Origin of the sequence: Pseudarthrobacter sp. NPDC058362 (assembly GCF_042723515.1) — a bacterium.
GTDB lineage: Bacteria > Actinomycetota > Actinomycetes > Actinomycetales > Micrococcaceae > Arthrobacter.
Map to the genome: position 1 here is coordinate 305604 of NZ_JBHXIW010000003.1, position 17655 is coordinate 323258.

Sequence of the window (17655 nt, forward strand, 5' to 3'; positions counted from 1 at the left end):
CGTTACGCTCGTTGGCATCCGGGGGTAGCCGCCCGGGCCCACCATGGAAGGACAACGGAATGTTTCTCATGAACAGCAACTTCCTGACCGATGCCGGAGCCGGGCAGGACGACCAGTCCACGGGCAGCGCACAGATGGGGTCGGGTGAAGGCCGGATCACCTCCACCGCCTGGGAGGGCTGGTGGTACGACGGCGCAGCCTGAGTCAGCGCGCCATACCCGCCTTACGCTGAACGGGCGATGAATTCCGCCACCGGCGCGGCCAGGCCGGCGCCGATTTCCTCAGCGGACCGCTTCCTGCCGGCCACCGCGAAGGAGTGGTCGCCACCGTCGACCCACCGCAGGACGGCGTTCGGCCCGATCCGTCCCACAACGTCCTCGAGGATGGGCGGGGTGGCGAACGTATCCCGGCTGCCCTGCAGGAACAGCATGGGCACGGTGAGCCCATAAAGGTGTTCGTCCCTGAGCTTCTCCGGTTTGCCGGGGGCGTGCAGCGGGTAGCCGAGGTAGACCAGGCCGGCGGCCGGCATTCCCTCGGCGACGGCCATGGAGGCCATTCGTCCGCCGAAGGACTTGCCTGCGGCCCACACCGGTCCGGTGTCGCCGTGCCGTGCGGCCTCCCCGGCCGCGGTGGCCATCACCGCACGCCACGTCGCAATGGCTGCCGGCGGGCGGTCCGGGAAGCGGCGCCCGGCTTCCCGGTAGGGAAAGTTGAACCGCAGCGTTGCCACGCCGAGCCCGTTGAGAGCTGCCGTGAAGCCGGTCAGGAAGGGGTGGTCCATGCCGGCTCCGGCGCCGTGGGCCACCACGAGCGTGGCGGTCGGGCCGGCGGGGCGCTCGTAGGCAACGGACACTGTTGCCTGGCCCGTGGGCAGCGGTATGTGCAGTTCAGTCAGGGGCATGCCTCCATCATGCCGGACGGGGCGGGGTGTACGTTGTCCCCATGGCGAGCGAACAGACCACCATCACCGTGCCCGGTCCCAACGGGGAGCGGGAGGTCCGCATCTCAAGCCCAAGCAGGATCCTCTGGCCGGAGCTTGGGATCACCAAACTGGACCTGGCCCGTTACGTCAGTGACGTGGGCGAAGCTTTTATCGCGGCCAACGGCGGCCGGCCGGTCTCGCTACAGCGGTTCTCAGGCAACGTGGACGGCGAGCAGTTCTTCTCCAAGAACCCGCCCAAGGGCGCCCCGGAGTTCATCCGCTCGGTCAAGGTGGTGTACCCCAGCGGGCGGTCGCATCCGCAGCTGGTCCTGGACGAACCGGCCGCCGCTGTCTGGGCTGTCCAGATGAACACCATCGTGTTCCACCCCTGGCCGTCACGCGCAGACAACACCGACAATCCGGACCAGCTCCGGATCGACCTCGATCCCCAGCCCGGTACGGGCTTCGAGGAGGCGGTTCCCGCGGCCCTGGTACTAAGGGGCGTCCTGGCGGAGGCCGGTCTCACCGCCTTCATCAAGACCTCAGGCAACCGCGGCCTGCACGTGTATGCACCTATCCGGCCCGACCGCGAGTTCCTGGACGTGCGGCACGCCGTCATTGCCGCCGCGCGCGAGGTGGAGCGGAGGATGCCGGAGAAGGTCACCACGGCCTGGTGGAAAGAAGAACGCGGCACCAAGGTGTTCCTGGACTACAACCAGGCCAACCGTGACCGCACCATTGCCGGCGCCTACAGCCCGCGCGCGCTGCCGCACGCCCCCGTTTCCTGCCCGGTGACATGGGAAGAACTGCCGGATGTCGATCCCCGGGACTTCACCGTGCAGACCGTTCCCGAACGGCTCAGGACCGTAGGAGACCCCTGGGCAGGCTTCGGTAAGAACCCCGGTAACATCGACGCGCTGCTCGAGTGGTGGGATCGGGACCTCAGCCACGGCTTGGGGGAGTTGCCCTTCCCGCCGGACTACCCCAAGATGCCCGGCGAGCCGCCCCGCGTCCAGCCCAGCCGCGCAAAGAAGTAGGATTAGCAGGACTGGAGTAGCCGGACCCGCCAGGCCTCACTCGAACCGGGACGGATCTCCCATTCCGCGGCGCACCACCTCAGCAACACCGCTGGAGAAATCAATCACCGTAGTGGGCTCGGCACCGCAGTCGCCGGCGTCGATCACCGCGTCCACCACATGATCCAGCCGTTCCTTGATTTCCCAGCCCTGCGTCAGCGGATCCTCCTCGTCCGGCAGGAGCAGGGTGCTGGAGAGCAGCGGCTCGCCGAGTTCAGCCAGCAGCGCCTGCACCACCCGGTTGTCCGGAATCCGCACGCCCACCGTCTTCTTCTTCGGGTGCAGCAGCCGTTTGGGCACCTCGCGGGTGGCCGGCAGGATGAAGGTGTAGCTGCCCGGCGTGACGGACTTGATGCTGCGGAACACGTCATTGCCGATATTCACGAACTGGCCAAGCTGGGCAAAATCCCGGCACACCAGCGTGAAATGGTGCTTGTCGTCAAGCTCCCGGATGGCCCGGATGCGGTCCAGCGCATCCTTGTTGCCCATCTGTGCACCGAGCGCGTAGCAGGAATCCGTGGGGTAGGCGATCAGTCCGCCGTCGCGCACTATCTGGACGGCCTGCGCAATGGCGCGGGGTTGCGGGTCCTGCGGGTGAACGTCAAAGTATCTGGCCATGGACAGAGCCTACGTCGCCCGCTCCGGAAGTGCAGCCGGCCCTACCCACCGGGTGCCCCATGGGGCAGGATGTTGTCTGGTCCACTGCAGCACCCGTTTCTACGCGAAGGAGATCCCGCATGCCCACCACACTGAACCCCTACCTCGGCTTCCGCGACAACGCCAGGGAGGCCATGACGTTCTACCAGTCCGTGTTCGGCGGGGAGCTGACGGTGAGCACCTTCGCGGAGTTCCACGCCAGCGAGGACCCGGCCGAGGCGGACAAGGTCATGCACAGCATGCTCACCACCACCCAGGGCATGGTCCTGATGGGCGCGGACACGCCCAACAGCATGGAACACACGCCGGGGTCGGCCATTTCCATCTCGCTCAGCGGCGACGACGAAGTTGAACTTCGCGGCTACTACGAAAAGCTCTGCGCGGACGGCGGATCCGTCACCGTGCCCATGGAACGCGCGCCGTGGGGAGACGTTTTCGGCATGTGCACGGACCGGTTCGGCATCGCATGGCTGGTCAATGTCAACAACGGACAGGCCGCCGCGGGCGCGTCCTGACCTGCCATGCCAAGCATCCAGTACTTTGTGGGGGCATCCCTCGACGGGTTCATCGCCACGCCCGACGACGGGCTGGAGTGGCTGCTGCAGTTCGACGGCTTCGACGGCGGCCAGGAAAGTTACGACGCTTTCATCACCGGTGTGGGGTGCATTGCCATGGGGCGGAGCACCTACGCCTGGCTGCGCAGGCACGGACCGGACGCCTGGCCGTACCCCGGCACGCCCTGTTATGTCTTCACCCGGCACGAGCATGCCGCCCCGCCGGACTCGGACATCACCTTCGTGCGCGGAGATGTCCGCGAATTCGTGGACGACCTGAAGCGGGGTGCAGGCGGGCAGAACGTGTGGGTGATGGGCGGCGGCAACCTCGCCGCCCAGTTTGCCGACGCCGGACTGCTCGATGAACTGATCGTGTCCCTGGTGCCGGTGGTGCTGGGGGAGGGCAAGCGACTCCTGCCCATGGCGGGCCCGACGCCGCCGCTTGGGCTGGTTGCCTCACGCACCATGGGCAGGGGCGTGGTGGAGTTGCGGTACAGCATGCGGGCGGGTTGACCTTTCGGGGTTCCTGCCCGGTGGCAATTGCTAATCCGTGGGATTGTCCCTCAGGAGGTTGGTGATCCGCGCCGTGGAAAGCCGCCTGCCTTCGCTGTCCGTGACCACTATCTCGTGCGTGGCCAGCGTGCGGCCCAGGTGGATGGCCCTGCAGGTGCCCGTTACGGTACCGCTGGAGATGGACCGGTGGTGGGTTGCGTTCACCTCGATGCCGACGGCGTGGCGGCCCGGTCCTGCGTGCAGGCCGGAGGCGAAAGAGCCGAGCGTTTCGGCCAGCACCACGTGGGCGCCGCCGTGCAGGATTCCGGCCACCTGGGTGTTGCCCTCCACCGGCATGGTGGCCACCGTCAGTTCGGGGTCCATCTCCAGGAAACGGATACCCATCTTGACCACCAGCGGCCCGATGCCGTACCGCCCCAGCCAGCCATGCAGGTGCCCGGGAACACCGGCGGCGGCGAGTTCTTCGGCGAAGTGGCCGGGCGTGAAATTGTCCATCATGGCAACTAGGCTGGCACCTGTGAGTGAAACAACCAAACCGGCCCCCTTCCCGTCCCAGACCCTGCAGGAAGAGCCTGCTCCGCAGGGAACTCCGGTTTCAGCGACTAACGCCCCCGTGGTCCCGATGACGGGCCAGCCCCGCCTCCTGGTCCTTGATGGCCACTCCATGGCGTTCCGGGCCTTCTTCGCCTTGCCGGCGGACAAGTTCTCCACCTCGAACGGCCAGCACACGAACGCCATCCACGGTTTCACCTCCATGCTGATCAACCTGATCAAGGAACAGCAGCCCACGCACATCGCCGTTGCCTTTGACGTCTCGGATGAAACCACCCACCGCAAGGCCGACTACAGCGAATACAAAGGCGGCCGGAACGAGACCCCGCGCGAGATGAGCGGGCAGATCGACCTCATTGCCCAGGTGATGGAGGCCTGGGGCATCAAGACCATCACAATGCCCGGCTACGAGGCGGACGACATCCTGGCGACGCTCGCGGCCATGGGTGAAAAAGCCGGCTTCGAGGTACTCCTGGTCTCCGGCGACCGGGACGCCTTCCAGCTCATCACGGACAACGTCTTCGTGCTCTACCCCAAGAAGGGCGTCAGCGACATTCCGCGGATGGACGCCGCCGCCATCCAGGCCAAGTACTTCGTGGGCCCGGACCACTACTCGGACCTTGCCGCCCTCGTCGGGGAGACGGCGGACAACCTACCAGGGGTGCCGGGCGTAGGCCCCAAGACAGCCGCCAAGTGGATCAACCTCTACGGCGGGCTGGAAGGAGTGCTGGAGAACCTCGACGCCATCGGCGGGAAGGTGGGCGATGCCCTCCGCGAGAACGTGGAGAACGTCAAGCGCAACCGCCGGCTGAACCAGCTGCACACCGACCTCGAACTGCCCGTCACACTCGAAGATCTCTACCAGCCCCGCCCGGACCAGGCGGCCCTGGAAGACCTTTTCGACCAGCTGGAATTCAAGACAATCCGCAGCAGGCTTTTCGCCCTCTACGGCGACGAGACCGCCCCCGCGGCCGAGCGCGAAAGCATTGAGACGCCGGCCTACGCCATGCCGTCCACCCCTGCCGACCTTCAGGCATTCCTGTCGGCAGGCGCCGGGCAGCGGTCAGCCCTCGCCGTGGACCTGGTCCCGGGCCGGATCGGGGAGGACGCTGCAGCAGTGGCCATCGTCCGCCCGGACGCCGCGGTGTACCTGGACCTGGCGGCCCAGGACGCGGAGACCGAGAATGTGCTGGCTGCCTGGCTCCGTGACTCGGAAGCCCCCAAGGTCATGCACGGCTTCAAGGCAGCGTTGAAGGCACTGACCGCGCGGGGCCTGGAACTGGAGGGCGTGGTGGATGACACCTCCATTTCCGGCTACCTGATCCAGCCGGACCGCCGGACCTACGAACTCGCGGAACTCGCGCAGCACCACTTGAACGTCGGGATTCCGTCGGCAACCGCCAAAGCGGGGCAGCTTGAACTGTCCTTTGACGGGGACGACGCCGCCGCCGCTGACGCGCTGGTCCAGGCCGCCGCCGTCGTACTCTCCCTGAGCCGCTACTTCGAAGCGGAACTGAAGGAACGCCGCGCCGAGGAACTGCTCTCCACGCTGGAACTGCCGGTCAGCCGGGTGCTGGCGGACATGGAGTTGGCGGGTATCGGCATCGACATGGCCCGGATGGATGAGCAGCTAGCTGACCTGTCCCGGGTGATCGACCATGCCCAGGAGCAGGCATTCGCCGCAATCGGCCACGAGGTGAACCTTGGTTCGCCCAAGCAGCTGCAGGCCGTCCTGTTCGACGAGCTCCAGCTGCCCAAAACCAAGAAGATCAAGTCCGGTTACACCACCGATGCCGCATCCCTGAAAAATCTGCTGGAAAAAACCGGCCACGAGTTCCTGGTCCAGCTCATGGCCCACCGGGAAGCCGCCAAGCTGCGCCAGATGGTGGAATCGCTGAAGAAGTCCGTGGGCGGGGACGGCCGGATCCACACCACCTATGCCCAGAACGTGGCGGCCACCGGCCGGATCTCGTCCAACAATCCCAACCTGCAGAACATCCCCATCCGCAGCGAGGAAGGCCGGCGCGTGCGCGGCATCTTCGTGGTCAGCGACGGTTACGAGTGCCTGTTGTCGGCGGATTACTCGCAGATTGAAATGCGGATCATGGCCCACCTGTCCGGTGACGAAGGACTGATCCAGGCGTACAAGGACGGCGAGGATCTGCACCGGTTCGTCGGCTCCAACATCTTCCACGTGCCCACGGACCAGGTCACCAGCGCCATGCGCTCCAAGGTCAAGGCGATGTCCTATGGCCTGGCCTACGGGCTGACGTCCTTCGGCCTGTCCAAGCAGCTGGAAATCTCCGTGGACGAGGCCCGAACCCTCATGAAGGACTACTTCGACCGGTTCGGCGCCGTCCGCGACTACCTGCGCGGCGTGGTGGACCAGGCCCGGATCGACGGATACACGGCCACTATCGAGGGCCGCCGCCGCTACCTCCCGGACCTGACCAGCACCGACCGGCAGCTGCGCGAAAACGCCGAGCGCATCGCCCTCAACAGCCCCATCCAAGGATCCGCGGCGGACATCATCAAGCGCGCGATGCTGGGGGTCCACGCCGAACTGCGGGCACAGGGGCTCAAGTCCCGGATGCTGCTGCAGGTACACGACGAACTCGTGCTGGAAGTCGCGCCCGGCGAACGGGAGGCGGTGGAGCGGCTGGTCACCGAACGAATGGCCGCCGCAGCGGACCTGAGCGTACCGCTCGAAGTTCAGATCGGTGTCGGCCCCAGCTGGTACGACGCCGGCCACTGATCCAGTACCGCGTCTCATAGGAGCGGCCCGCCACCCTGTTGGGTGGCGGGCCGTTCCTATCCGGAAGGTCGGGCTCAGCCGCGGTCGCTTGCCGCGCTGCCGTGCCGGCCCAGGCGTTCCAGCAGGCGGTGCTCGGCGTCCTCTCCTGGAGCAATTCCGGCAGGGACGCGGAAGAAAAACACCAGGCCAAGGACCCACCAGAGGCCGAACAGGATCCACGGTGGCGGCGTTAGCGCCGCGGGCATGCCGGGCAGGTAGAGGCTGAGCAGCGCTGTGCACAGGACGATCGCGGTGATCCCGATGAGGGTACCGCCGTTGCCCTTTCCGCCCACGCGCAGCGGCCGGTCCATCAGCGGCTCCCGGCGGCGGAGGATCACGAAGACTACGGATACCAGGATGTAGGCGATGACGATGCTTGGTGCGCCGGAATCCACAAGCCAGCCCAGCATGGAAACACCGAAGAAGGGTGCAAGGAAGGACAGCGTTCCGATGAACAGCAGGGCATTGACCGGCGTGCGGAACCGCGGGTGCAGCTTGCCGAACCAGGCAGGAAGCATCCCGGAGCGGGCCATTGAATACATGAGCCGGGAAGCGCCGAGGAGCAGGGAGTTCCAGGACGTCAGGATGCCCGCGATGCCACCGGCGATCAGGACTTTGGCCATGATGTCGCTGCCGAAGAGCGCGCCCATGGCGTCCGCTGTCGCGATGTCTGCCTGCGCAATGTCCGCGGCCGGCATGGCAGAGGCGGTGGTCAGTACGGTCATGATGTACCAGACGGTAGCCAGCAGCACGGCGATGACCACCAGCTTGCCGATCTGGCGGGCCGGAATATTCACTTCCTCGGCGGACTGCGGGATGACGTCAAAGCCCACGAACAGGAATGGAACAACCACCAGGACCGCGAAGTAGCCGCCCATTCCGCCGGTGAAGAACGGCTGCATGTTCACCGGCGAGCCGCCGGTGAAAGAGCCGAAGACCAGTAGGAGACCGATGACCAGGAGGAACACCACCACGAACGTCTGTGCGGCCCCGGCCAGCTTCACTCCAAGGATGTTGATTCCGGTGATGACCACAGCGGCGATGGCTCCCACCAGCGCCCAGGTAAGGTGCACCTGGTAGCCGGCCACTTCCCACAGCGGAACCTGGCTCAGGTCGGGGAAGAGGTACTGGGCAGTCCTCGGCAGCGCGACGGCTTCGAACGCGACGATGGTGATGTAACCGCCGGTGATGGCCCAGGATCCAATGAAGGACCATCGGGGTCCCATCCCGCGCAGCAGGAAGTTGTGTTCACCGCCCGCCTTGGGCATGGCGGCGGTGAGCTCGGCGTAGGTCAGTCCCACGACAGCCATGATGGCTCCGCCCGTGACCATTGCCAGGACTGCGCCCATGGTGCCTGCAGAGGCTATCCAGCCTCCGGTCAGGACAACCCAGCCGAAGCCGATCATGGCTCCGAACCCGAGGGCAAGCGCGTCCCAGTTTCCGAGTACTTTGAGCAGGGAAGTGTCCGGCGTGGGAGCCGTTTGGGTTAGTTTCATGTGTCCTCGTTTCGGGTGCCCCGTGCTGCAGGCTTGGTGGTAGATGCACGTTGGACGGAAGCGTGTGAACTGCGCCACGCCGTGCTCCAAGGTAGACGTTTGCGACGCGTTGCGCATTGTGCATCAGTCCAGAATCGTTTGTGCGGACTTAAGCACTGTCACCAATGACGGGATTTCACGGGAAGCGCGGGTCCGGATGCTGGCCCTTCCGCGGATCCGTGGCTAGGCTCGGGTCCGTGGGGAATCCAGGAGTGGACTACGAAATCAGGCGCTTCGGGCCGGCGGCCAAGGGCAGCCCCGGCTATCCGGCAGCGGTTGCCTGGATGCGCGCGGTGGCCTTCGGTTTCCACGATGCGCGCCGTCCCGATGCGCGTGTGGACCAGGGCCTGGAGATGCAGCTCGCTGACGGCCGGATGATGACCGGCGCCTACCAGACCGGGCCTGTTCCTGCCCATGCCCTGGGGCCGGACGTGCCCGTGGCCACTTTCGGCACCATGGACAAGACGCTGAACGTGGGCTTCGGAAGGCTCCTGGACACCAGGCTGGTGACGGCCGTGACCGTACGGACGCCGCACCGCCGCCGTGGCCTCCTGCGCCGCATGATGATCGAAGAGCTTTCGCTGGCCCAGGAGCAGGGGATGGCCATGGCGGCCCTCACCGCATCCGAGGCTTCAATCTATGGCCGTTTCGGCTTCGGCGCCGCTACGTCGGAGCAGTCGGTCAAGGTGGACACCAGCGCCCGGTTCATCCTGGACCACACCCCGGCGGGCAGTGTGGAAGTGGCCGATCCCAAGGTTCTGCTGGAGCTTGCGCCGCAGGTCTTCGACCGCGTGCACCGCCTCACCCCGGGGTCCATCGGGCGGCACGAGTTCTACCGCCAGCTGGCGTCCGGTTTGGTCCGCCGGGACGAGGAAGGCCCGGACCCAAAGGTCAAGGTGGCACTGCATTACGGGCCGGGCGCTGACGTGGACGGCTACGTCTCCTACCGGTTCCGCGGCTGGGACGCCGGGCCGTACACCATGGAGATCGTGGACCTGGTGGCTGCAACGCAGGACGCGTACCTGGAGCTGTGGCAGTACCTTGGCGCGATCGACCTCGTGGAACGGATCGCGTGGGAGGAAGCGCCGGTGGACGACCCGTTGCCCTGGGCGCTGGCCGACGCCCGCTGCGTGGACGCCTCGACGCCGCGGGACATGCTCTGGTTACGCATCCTGGACGTGCGCAAAGTCCTGGAAGCCCGGAAGTTCTCCGCGGACGGCCGCCTTCTGCTTAAGGTTGCTGACCCACTCGGTCTCGACGATGGAACATTCCTGCTGGACGTCCAGGGCGGGGAGGCCGCCGTCGAACGCGTTGCACCCGGTCACGAACCCGACCTTGAGTTGGATATCTCCGCGCTCTCCTCGATCTACCTTGGCGCCGTGCACCCCGTGACCCTCGCCGCTGCCGGGCGGATCCGGGAAGGTGGGCCCGGGGCCGCCGCCCGCGCGGCCGCCATGTTCGCCGTCGAACGTCCTGCCCACTGTCTGACGCACTTCTGACTCCCTCTGCTTTTGACCCCTGTTGTCCGCAGCGACTAGAATGAACGGGCGTGCACTACGCGCGCTCTTTGTAAAATCCACAAAATCAGGATGACCCGGAGGATCCGTCGGATTCACCGCGAATCGCGCCTGCGTTCCATGACGCGGGCGCGCCGGTTTGCCTGACCGACTAACTATCCACAACGGAGCCCCTACTACATGACCATCACCTCCACCGAGAAGCCCGGTACCCCCGTAGTCGCGATCAACGACATCGGTACCGCTGAGGACTTCCTCGCAGCTGTCGACGCCACCATCAAGTACTTCAACGACGGAGACCTCGTTGAGGGCACCGTCGTCAAGGTCGACCGCGATGAAGTCCTGCTCGACATCGGTTACAAGACCGAAGGTGTCATCCCGTCCCGCGAGCTTTCCATCAAGCACGACGTTGACCCCGGAGAAGTTGTCTCCGTTGGCGATCAGGTCGAAGCCCTGGTGCTCACCAAGGAAGACAAAGAAGGCCGCCTGATCCTCTCCAAGAAGCGTGCTCAGTACGAGCGCGCCTGGGGCGACATCGAGAAGGTCAAGGAAGAAGACGGTGTTGTCACCGGTACCGTCATCGAGGTTGTCAAGGGTGGTCTTATCCTCGACATCGGCCTGCGCGGCTTCCTGCCCGCATCCCTCGTCGAGATGCGCCGTGTGCGCGACCTGGCTCCGTACATCGGCCAGCAGATCGAAGCCAAGATCATCGAGCTGGACAAGAACCGCAACAACGTTGTGCTGTCCCGCCGTGCATGGCTCGAGCAGACCCAGTCCGAGGTCCGCTCCACCTTCCTCAACAAGCTGGAAAAGGGCCAGGTCCGTCCCGGCGTCGTTTCCTCCATCGTCAACTTCGGTGCCTTCGTGGACCTGGGCGGCGTAGACGGCCTGGTTCACGTTTCCGAGCTGTCCTGGAAGCACATCGACCACCCGTCCGAGGTTGTCGAGGTTGGCCAGGAAGTCACCGTCGAGGTTCTCGAGGTCGACCTGGACCGCGAGCGCGTCTCCCTGTCGCTCAAGGCTACGCAGGAAGATCCGTGGCAGACCTTCGCCCGCACCCACGCCCTCGGCCAGGTTGTTCCGGGTAAGGTCACCAAGCTGGTTCCGTTCGGTGCATTCGTCCGCGTCGAAGACGGCATCGAAGGCCTGGTCCACATCTCCGAGCTGGCCGTCCGCCACGTGGAGCTCGCCGAGCAGGTTGTCTCCGTTGGCGACGAACTGTTCGTCAAGGTCATCGACATCGACCTGGAACGCCGCCGCATCTCGCTGTCCCTCAAGCAGGCCAACGAGGGCGTCGACGCCGACAGCACCGAATTCGACCCGGCTCTGTACGGCATGGCCGCAGAGTACGACGAAGAGGGCAACTACAAGTACCCCGAGGGCTTCGACCCCGAGTCCAACGAATGGCTCGAGGGCTACGAGAACCAGCGCGCCGCCTGGGAGCAGCAGTACGCTGACGCCCAGACCCGTTGGGAAGCGCACAAGAAGCAGGTTGCCCAGCACGCTGCCGACGACGCTGCAGCTGCAACGTCCGGCGAGAGCGACTCCGGCGCCACCAGCTACTCCTCGGAGCCGGCTGTCGAGTCCAACGCCGGTGCAGGCACGCTTGCATCCGACGAGGCCCTCGCCGCACTGCGCGAGAAGCTGACCGGCAACTAATTGCCACAGGCCCTTCCGGGCCGTCCAGGAGACCCCCTGCCGCTTCGGCAGGGGGTCTCCTGCTTTTCTGGCGAGTTGTTAAAGCACGACGGCGGCAAGCACGGTTCCGTCGTCATCCTCAGTCAGCGGTGCCCCCAGCCCGGACAGCAGGTGCTGCGCGGCCCTGTTTCCGGAAAGGGTCCGGGCCAGGACCTGCGCCAGTCCCGCCCTGCGCGCCTCTGCCAGCAGTAGCTTCAGGGCCGTGCCTCCGATACCGCTGGAACGGTAGCTCCGGCCCAGCCAGATTCCGGTCTCACCGGCCGGGCGCGGACCTGGTGCGTCCACCCTCTTGAGACGCACGGAACCTGCTACCTCGCCGTCGCACAGTACGGCCCAGGTTTTTTCACCGGCCGGACCGTCCAGCCCGTCCGCGGCGGCGCGGTGGTGGCTGCGGAACCATGCGGTGCGTTCGGCGTTCCAGCCGGGACCACCCAGCGGGGGAGCCACCTCGTCCGGCGACGCGTCGCGCCGTGCCAGGGCCAGCAGAGACTCCATCACGACGTCGTCGACGTCCACCAGTGAAACGTCAGGGGAGTGCGGCATCAACCCACTCCGTTCCCTCAGGCGACAGGTCCGTGGCGCCGGCGGTCAGCGCGCGGACCCGTTCGGCGGCCGCCGCAATGGCCGCAGCATCATCCGGCAGCGCAAGCCGCAGGACGGCTGTTTGGCTCCTGTAGCTGGTCTCCGCCATGGCGAAACCGGCGGCGCGCAGGTCGTTTTCCAGCCGCCCCGCCGCCATATGGGGCACTTCCGCGGCGCAGATCCGCAGCCGGCTCCGGCGGACCAGGCGGACCTCGGCCAGCGCGGCGGAGACCGACTCGGAATAAGCGCGGACCAGCCCACCGGCACCCAGCAGGATTCCGCCGAAGTAACGGACGACGACGGCGCTCACGTCACTGAGGTCGGCCACCCCGGGCGCGGTCTCCCTTTTGGCAAGGGCCTCGAGCATCGGGATCCCTGCGGTTCCGGACGGTTCGCCGTCATCGCTGGAACGCTGGACGTTACGGTCGGGGCCGACGAGGAAAGCGGAACAGTGGTGCCGTGCGTCATGGAATTCGCGCCGCAGTTCCGCCACCAGCTCCCGGGCCTGTTCCTCGGTGCCGGCCCGCCGCAGGACGGTGATGAACCGGGAACGCTTCACCTCGATCTCGTGCCGGAAGGCCGGACCGGGGGCCAGCGTGGTGTAGGACGTTGCCCTGCTCTCCTTCGCCTGCATCCGCTCCAGTCTAGGCCCTCCACCCACCGGCGCTGCATCCGGCCGGGACCTGCGGACGGTCCGGCTAGTAGGCTGGCGGCGTGTTGAAAATTGGACTGACGGGCGGAATTGCCTCAGGAAAATCGGTGGTGGCTGCCCGGCTCCGGAGCCGGGGCGCCGTGCTGGTGGACGCAGACGCGCTGGCCCGTGAGGTGGTCGAGCCTGGGACCCAGGGCCTGGACCGTATCGTGGCAGAATTCGGCGACGGCATGCTTGGCGGCGACGGCCGGCTGGACCGGGCAAAGCTTGGCGCGGCGGTCTTTGGCGACGCCGGACGACTGGCGGCCCTGAACGCCATCGTGCACCCCCTGGTCCGGGCGCGCGCCGCAGAGATTACTGCTGCCGCTGCCGGTGACGCGGTGGTGGTTCAGGACATTCCGCTCCTGGTGGAAACCGGCCAGGGGAACGGTTTCCACCTGGTGGTGGTGGTTGATGCCCCGGATGACGTCCGGCTGCAGCGGATGCGTGCGAACCGCGGGATGTCGGAGGACGAGGCGCGGTCCCGGATGGCTGCACAGGCCACACGGGAGGACCGGCTCGCCGCAGCGGACGTGGTCCTGGACAATTCCGGCAGCGTCGAGGAGTTGCTCGAGCAGGTCGACAGGCTGTGGGATGGCAGGCTGGCGCCGTTTGCCCGCAACCTCGCCGCGGGCCGCCGTGCACCCCGGAACGGCGGGCCCGTCCTGGTAGAGCACCGTACGGAGTGGAAGCAGCAGGCTGCCCGTCTGGCGGCGCGGTTGGGCGCAGCGGCGCCTGAGTTCATCCTGGCGGTGGACCACATTGGCTCCACGTCGGTGCCGGGCCTGGCTGCAAAGGACGTTATCGACCTGCAGGTAGTGGTGGGGGACCTGGCAGATGCCGGCGCCCTTGCACCCGCACTGGCGGATGCGGGCTTCCCTCCGGTGCCGGGCATCGGGCAGGACACGCCAAAACCCCTGCACCCGGATCCCGCCCTGTGGCAGAAAAAATTCCACGCCAGCGCAGACCCCGGCCGTCCTGTCAACGTGCACGTCCGGGCAGCCGGCTCTGCCGGCTGGCGTTTCGCCCTGATGTTCCGCGACTGGCTCCGGAGCGACGCGGAAGCCCGCAGCCTCTACGAAGAACACAAGACAGCGCTGGCTGAACACTTCGCCGGGGACGCCGATACCGACGCCTATGCAGCGGCCAAGGAACCGTGGTTCGCCGAAGCCGCCTGGCCCCGGATGTCCGCCTGGGCCGAGGCAACCGGGTGGGAGCCGCCGTCGTACCCTCCCGCCCGGCTGTAGATTAGATTCATGAGCCTTGCGCAGGATATCAACCGTGTTGTAGCGCCCTTCGAGGTCATCAGCGAGTTCAAGCCGGCCGGTGACCAGCCCGCCGCCATCGCCGAACTCACCGAACGCATCAGGAACGGCGAGAAGGACGTGGTGCTGCTGGGCGCCACCGGAACCGGCAAGAGCGCCACCACGGCCTGGCTGATCGAGCAGGTACAGCGGCCCACCCTGGTCATGGTGCAGAACAAGACCCTCGCCGCACAGCTCGCCAACGAGTTCCGGGAACTCCTGCCCAACAACGCGGTGGAGTATTTCGTCTCCTACTACGACTACTACCAGCCCGAAGCGTACGTGGCGCAGACCGATACCTTCATCGAGAAGGACTCCTCCATCAACGAGGAAGTGGAGCGGCTCCGGCACTCTGCCACCAACGCGCTGCTCACCCGCCGCGATGTGGTAGTGGTGGCCACCGTGTCCTGCATCTACGGTCTGGGGACGCCCGAGGAGTACATCGCCGGGATGGTGACGCTCCGCAAGGGCGACGAGATGAACCGCGACCATCTCCTCCGGAAGTTCGTCGCGATGCAGTATGCCCGCAATGACATCGACTTCCACCGCGGCACCTTCCGCGTGCGGGGCGACACGGTGGAGATCATCCCCATGTATGAGGAACTGGCCATCCGGATCGAGTTCTTCGGCGACGAGATCGAAAACATCCAGACGCTCCACCCCGTGACCGGTCAGGTGATCCGGGACGAAGAAGAAATGTACGTTTTCCCAGCGTCGCACTACGTCGCCGGTCCTGAACGCATGGCCAGGGCCATCAAGCGGATCGAAGACGAACTGGCGGACCGGCTCAAGGTGCTCGAAAGCCAAAACAAGCTCGTCGAGGCCCAGCGGCTCCGGATGCGCACCACGTACGACCTCGAAATGATGCAGCAGATGGGCTTCTGCAACGGCATCGAGAACTACTCGGTGCACATTGACGGCCGCGAGCCGGGCTCCGCGCCGCACTGCCTCCTGGATTACTTCCCGGACGATTTCCTGCTGGTCATTGACGAATCCCACGTCACCGTCCCGCAAATCGGCGCCATGTACGAAGGCGACATGTCCCGCAAGCGGAACCTCGTGGACTTCGGCTTTCGCCTGCCGTCGGCCATGGACAACCGCCCGCTGAAATGGGATGAATTCCTGGAGCGCGTGGGCCAGACCGTCTACCTGTCCGCCACGCCCGGCAAGTACGAACTCGGCAAGGCGGACGGCTTCGTGCAGCAGATCATCCGGCCCACCGGACTCATCGACCCGGAAGTGGTGGTCAAGCCCACCAAGGGGCAGATCGACGACCTCCTGGGCGAGATCAAGGAACGGACCGAGAGGGACGAGCGCGTCCTGGTCACCACGCTGACCAAGAGGATGGCCGAGGACCTCACCAACTACCTCCTGGGGCACGGGGTCAAGGTGGAGTACCTGCACTCGGACGTTGACACGCTGCGCCGCGTGGAGCTGCTGCGCGAGCTGCGGATGGGTACCTTCGACGTCCTCGTGGGCATCAACCTGCTCCGCGAAGGCCTGGACTTGCCCGAAGTCTCCCTCGTCAGCATCCTTGACGCGGACAAGGAAGGCTTCCTGAGGTCCTCCACTTCGCTGATCCAGACCATTGGCCGTGCCGCCCGAAATGTCTCCGGCCAGGTGCACATGTACGCGGACCGGATCACGGATTCCATGGCGCATGCCATCGACGAGACCAACCGGCGCCGTGCCATCCAGGTGGCCTACAACACCGAGCACGGGATCGATCCGCAGCCCCTGCGGAAGAAGATCGCCGACATCACGGACCAGCTGGCCAAGGAAGACGCCGACACCCAGGAGCTGCTGAACAACAACCGGTTGGCCAAGGGTGCCAAGCGGGCCAAGTCCGCAGCCAAGGGCGCCGCCAAGGTCCGTTCCGACGGGCTGGCGGCTGCACCTGCCGAGGATCTGGTGGGCCTGATCGAACAGCTCACCGAGCAGATGCACGGTGCGGCAGCGGAGCTGCAGTTCGAAGTGGCCGCCAGGATCCGGGACGAGGTCAGTGAACTGAAGAAGGAGCTGCGGCAGATGCAGGCGGCCGGACACGCCTAAGGTACAGTTAAGGCCACGTAGGGGAGTATCCCGAGCGCTACGATCGTCAACACGCAGGGCATGGTTGCCCCGCCGGGCGTAGCGGGCCGCCAATTCAGCACCAAGTGCACCGGCAGGCCGGAGAGACTTACACCGCTTCTCTGTACCCTGCGAAAGGCTGCCTTGTGCTCGAATTGCCCGTGTGGTTCGAGGTCGGCTCGTTTGCCGTCCTCGGACTGATCCTCCTGATTGACCTTCTCCTGGTGGTCCGCCGCCCGCACGAACCTTCCATGAAGGAAGCCGGCATGTGGGTGGCGTTTTACGTCACCCTCGCCCTGGTGTTCGCCGGAGCGATGTTCTTTTTCACCGGCCCGGAATACGGCGGCCAGTTCGTGGCCGGCTGGGTCACCGAATATAGTCTCAGCATCGACAACCTGTTCGTCTTCATCATCATCATGGCCCGCTTCTCGGTGCCCCGGAAGTACCAGCAGGAAGTGTTGATGGTGGGCATCATCATCGCCCTCATCCTGCGCGGCATCTTCATCATGCTCGGCGCCATCGTGATCGAGCAGTTCAGCTGGGTGTTCTACATCTTCGGTGCCTTCCTCCTTTGGACCGCCTGGAAGCAGGCCCAGGATGAAGGTGAGGACGAAGAGGACCGTGAGAACCCCATGATCGCCGCCATCCGCAAGGTGATCCCGATGTCCGAGAAGTTCGACGGCAACAAGCTGCGCACCACCGTGGACGGCAAGCGGGTCTTCACGCCGATGCTCATCGTCTTCATCACCATCGGCCTCACGGACCTGCTCTTTGCCGTGGACTCCATCCCGGCCATCTTCGGCCTCACCCAGAGCCCGTTCATCGTCTTCACGGCCAACCTGTTCGCCCTCATGGGTCTACGCCAGCTGTACTTCCTGCTGGGCGGCCTGATGAACCGCCTGGTCTACCTGAAGCACGCCCTGTCCTTCATTCTGGCGTTCATCGGCGTGAAGCTGGTCCTGCACGCCATGCACGTCAATGAACTGCCGTTCATCAACGGCGGCCGGCACATTGAATGGGCCCCGGAGATTCCCACCTTCGTCTCGCTGGCGGTCATCGTCGGCACCATCCTCATTGCCGTCATCGCCAGCCTGGTCAGCTCCAAGGCCGCAAGCGCCCACATGGACCCGCGGCTCGAGGAAGACGTACGGAAGAGCCACAGCGACGTTGACTAGCCGGTTGGCTATGCT

The 17655-nt window shown here is 65.8% G+C and carries 16 protein-coding genes; 10 read left to right on the forward strand and 6 right to left on the reverse strand.

Translation table 11 applies throughout. The features are described 5' to 3' along the window. The first annotated feature begins 59 nt into the window (after positions 1–59). Positions 60–203, forward strand: a complete 144-nt coding sequence (locus tag ACFWIX_RS08985) for a hypothetical protein (RefSeq protein ID WP_377215775.1) — start codon at positions 60–62, stop codon at positions 201–203. A 20-nt stretch (positions 204–223) separates the two neighbouring features. Here ACFWIX_RS08985 and ACFWIX_RS08990 read toward each other — a convergent pair whose 3' ends face one another. Beyond that, a complete protein-coding gene (locus tag ACFWIX_RS08990) occupies positions 224–901 on the reverse strand; it encodes an alpha/beta family hydrolase (protein WP_377215776.1) in 678 nt (225 codons plus the stop codon). A 41-nt stretch (positions 902–942) separates the two neighbouring features. Between ACFWIX_RS08990 and ligD the strand changes: the two genes are divergently transcribed. Then, on the forward strand, positions 943–1959 hold the full coding sequence (gene ligD, locus ACFWIX_RS08995; protein WP_377215777.1) for a non-homologous end-joining DNA ligase: 1017 nt from the start codon (positions 943–945) through the stop codon (positions 1957–1959). Between the two features lie 36 nt (positions 1960–1995). On the opposite strand, the gene ACFWIX_RS09000 is transcribed toward ligD, so the two are convergent. Next, entirely contained in the window at positions 1996–2616 is a 621-nt protein-coding gene (locus tag ACFWIX_RS09000; protein WP_377215778.1) for an L-threonylcarbamoyladenylate synthase, read from the reverse strand. A 119-nt stretch (positions 2617–2735) separates the two neighbouring features. On the opposite strand from ACFWIX_RS09000, the gene ACFWIX_RS09005 reads away from it, so the two are divergent. Then, on the forward strand, positions 2736–3170 hold the full coding sequence (locus ACFWIX_RS09005) for a VOC family protein (RefSeq protein ID WP_377215779.1): 435 nt from the start codon (positions 2736–2738) through the stop codon (positions 3168–3170). 6 nt (positions 3171–3176) lie between these two features. After that, positions 3177–3722 (forward strand): dihydrofolate reductase family protein, encoded by a 546-nt coding sequence (locus tag ACFWIX_RS09010; RefSeq protein ID WP_377215780.1) that lies wholly within the window; start codon positions 3177–3179, stop codon positions 3720–3722. 30 nt (positions 3723–3752) lie between these two features. On the opposite strand, the gene ACFWIX_RS09015 is transcribed toward ACFWIX_RS09010, so the two are convergent. Next, a complete protein-coding gene (locus ACFWIX_RS09015; protein ID WP_377215781.1) occupies positions 3753–4220 on the reverse strand; it encodes a hotdog fold thioesterase in 468 nt (155 codons plus the stop codon). A gap of 166 nt (positions 4221–4386) precedes the next feature. Here ACFWIX_RS09015 and polA point away from each other — a divergent pair, with 166 nt between their 5' ends. Further along, the gene (gene polA / locus ACFWIX_RS09020; protein WP_377215910.1) at positions 4387–7029 is read left to right on the forward strand and encodes a DNA polymerase I; all 2643 of its coding nucleotides are present in this window, start codon (positions 4387–4389) and stop codon (positions 7027–7029) included. 74 nt (positions 7030–7103) lie between these two features. On the opposite strand, the gene ACFWIX_RS09025 is transcribed toward polA, so the two are convergent. Next, a complete protein-coding gene (locus ACFWIX_RS09025) occupies positions 7104–8564 on the reverse strand; it encodes an APC family permease (RefSeq protein WP_377215782.1) in 1461 nt (486 codons plus the stop codon). A gap of 236 nt (positions 8565–8800) precedes the next feature. Here ACFWIX_RS09025 and ACFWIX_RS09030 point away from each other — a divergent pair, with 236 nt between their 5' ends. Beyond that, on the forward strand, positions 8801–10102 hold the full coding sequence (locus ACFWIX_RS09030; RefSeq protein ID WP_377215783.1) for a GNAT family N-acetyltransferase: 1302 nt from the start codon (positions 8801–8803) through the stop codon (positions 10100–10102). Positions 10103–10300: 198 nt separating this feature from the next. After that, complete coding sequence (gene rpsA / locus ACFWIX_RS09035) at positions 10301–11779, forward strand: 30S ribosomal protein S1 (RefSeq protein WP_377215784.1); 1479 nt, start codon at positions 10301–10303, stop codon at positions 11777–11779. Positions 11780–11857: 78 nt separating this feature from the next. On the opposite strand, the gene ACFWIX_RS09040 is transcribed toward rpsA, so the two are convergent. Further along, on the reverse strand, positions 11858–12361 hold the full coding sequence (locus ACFWIX_RS09040; RefSeq protein ID WP_377215785.1) for a GNAT family N-acetyltransferase: 504 nt from the start codon (positions 12359–12361) through the stop codon (positions 11858–11860). Continuing rightward, on the reverse strand, positions 12345–13034 hold the full coding sequence (locus ACFWIX_RS09045) for an IMPACT family protein (protein ID WP_377215786.1): 690 nt from the start codon (positions 13032–13034) through the stop codon (positions 12345–12347). Before ACFWIX_RS09045 ends, ACFWIX_RS09040 begins: the two co-directional genes overlap by 17 nt. 80 nt (positions 13035–13114) lie before the next feature. On the opposite strand from ACFWIX_RS09045, the gene coaE reads away from it, so the two are divergent. From coaE to ACFWIX_RS09060, 3 genes are all read left to right on the forward strand, one after another. Then, positions 13115–14338: a dephospho-CoA kinase gene (coaE, locus tag ACFWIX_RS09050; protein ID WP_377215787.1), complete on the forward strand. Its 1224-nt coding sequence runs from the start codon at positions 13115–13117 to the stop codon at positions 14336–14338. Positions 14339–14347: 9 nt separating this feature from the next. Then, on the forward strand, positions 14348–16447 hold the full coding sequence (gene uvrB, locus ACFWIX_RS09055; RefSeq protein ID WP_377215788.1) for an excinuclease ABC subunit UvrB: 2100 nt from the start codon (positions 14348–14350) through the stop codon (positions 16445–16447). A 164-nt stretch (positions 16448–16611) separates the two neighbouring features. Further along, entirely contained in the window at positions 16612–17640 is a 1029-nt protein-coding gene (locus tag ACFWIX_RS09060; protein ID WP_377215789.1) for a TerC family protein, read from the forward strand. The last annotated feature ends 15 nt before the right edge of the window (positions 17641–17655 follow it).

What these genes read in the sequence shown, in the direction of transcription:
- polA (WP_377215910.1), top strand. Translation starts at nt 4,387, where the DNA reads ATGGCGTTCCGGGCCTTCTTCGCCTTGCCGGCGGACAAGTTCTCCACC.
- ACFWIX_RS09005 (WP_377215779.1), top strand. Translation starts at nt 2,736, where the DNA reads ATGCCCACCACACTGAACCCCTACCTCGGCTTCCGCGACAACGCCAGG.
- ACFWIX_RS09010 (WP_377215780.1), top strand. Translation starts at nt 3,177, where the DNA reads ATGCCAAGCATCCAGTACTTTGTGGGGGCATCCCTCGACGGGTTCATC.
- ligD (WP_377215777.1), top strand. Translation starts at nt 943, where the DNA reads ATGGCGAGCGAACAGACCACCATCACCGTGCCCGGTCCCAACGGGGAG.
- ACFWIX_RS09025 (WP_377215782.1), bottom strand. Translation starts at nt 8,564, where the DNA reads ATGAAACTAACCCAAACGGCTCCCACGCCGGACACTTCCCTGCTCAAA.
- rpsA (WP_377215784.1), top strand. Translation starts at nt 10,301, where the DNA reads ATGACCATCACCTCCACCGAGAAGCCCGGTACCCCCGTAGTCGCGATC.
- uvrB (WP_377215788.1), top strand. Translation starts at nt 14,348, where the DNA reads ATGAGCCTTGCGCAGGATATCAACCGTGTTGTAGCGCCCTTCGAGGTC.
- ACFWIX_RS09015 (WP_377215781.1), bottom strand. Translation starts at nt 4,220, where the DNA reads ATGATGGACAATTTCACGCCCGGCCACTTCGCCGAAGAACTCGCCGCC.
- ACFWIX_RS09040 (WP_377215785.1), bottom strand. Translation starts at nt 12,361, where the DNA reads ATGCCGCACTCCCCTGACGTTTCACTGGTGGACGTCGACGACGTCGTG.
- ACFWIX_RS08990 (WP_377215776.1), bottom strand. Translation starts at nt 901, where the DNA reads ATGCCCCTGACTGAACTGCACATACCGCTGCCCACGGGCCAGGCAACA.
- ACFWIX_RS09000 (WP_377215778.1), bottom strand. Translation starts at nt 2,616, where the DNA reads ATGGCCAGATACTTTGACGTTCACCCGCAGGACCCGCAACCCCGCGCC.
- ACFWIX_RS09045 (WP_377215786.1), bottom strand. Translation starts at nt 13,034, where the DNA reads ATGCAGGCGAAGGAGAGCAGGGCAACGTCCTACACCACGCTGGCCCCC.
- ACFWIX_RS08985 (WP_377215775.1), top strand. Translation starts at nt 60, where the DNA reads ATGTTTCTCATGAACAGCAACTTCCTGACCGATGCCGGAGCCGGGCAG.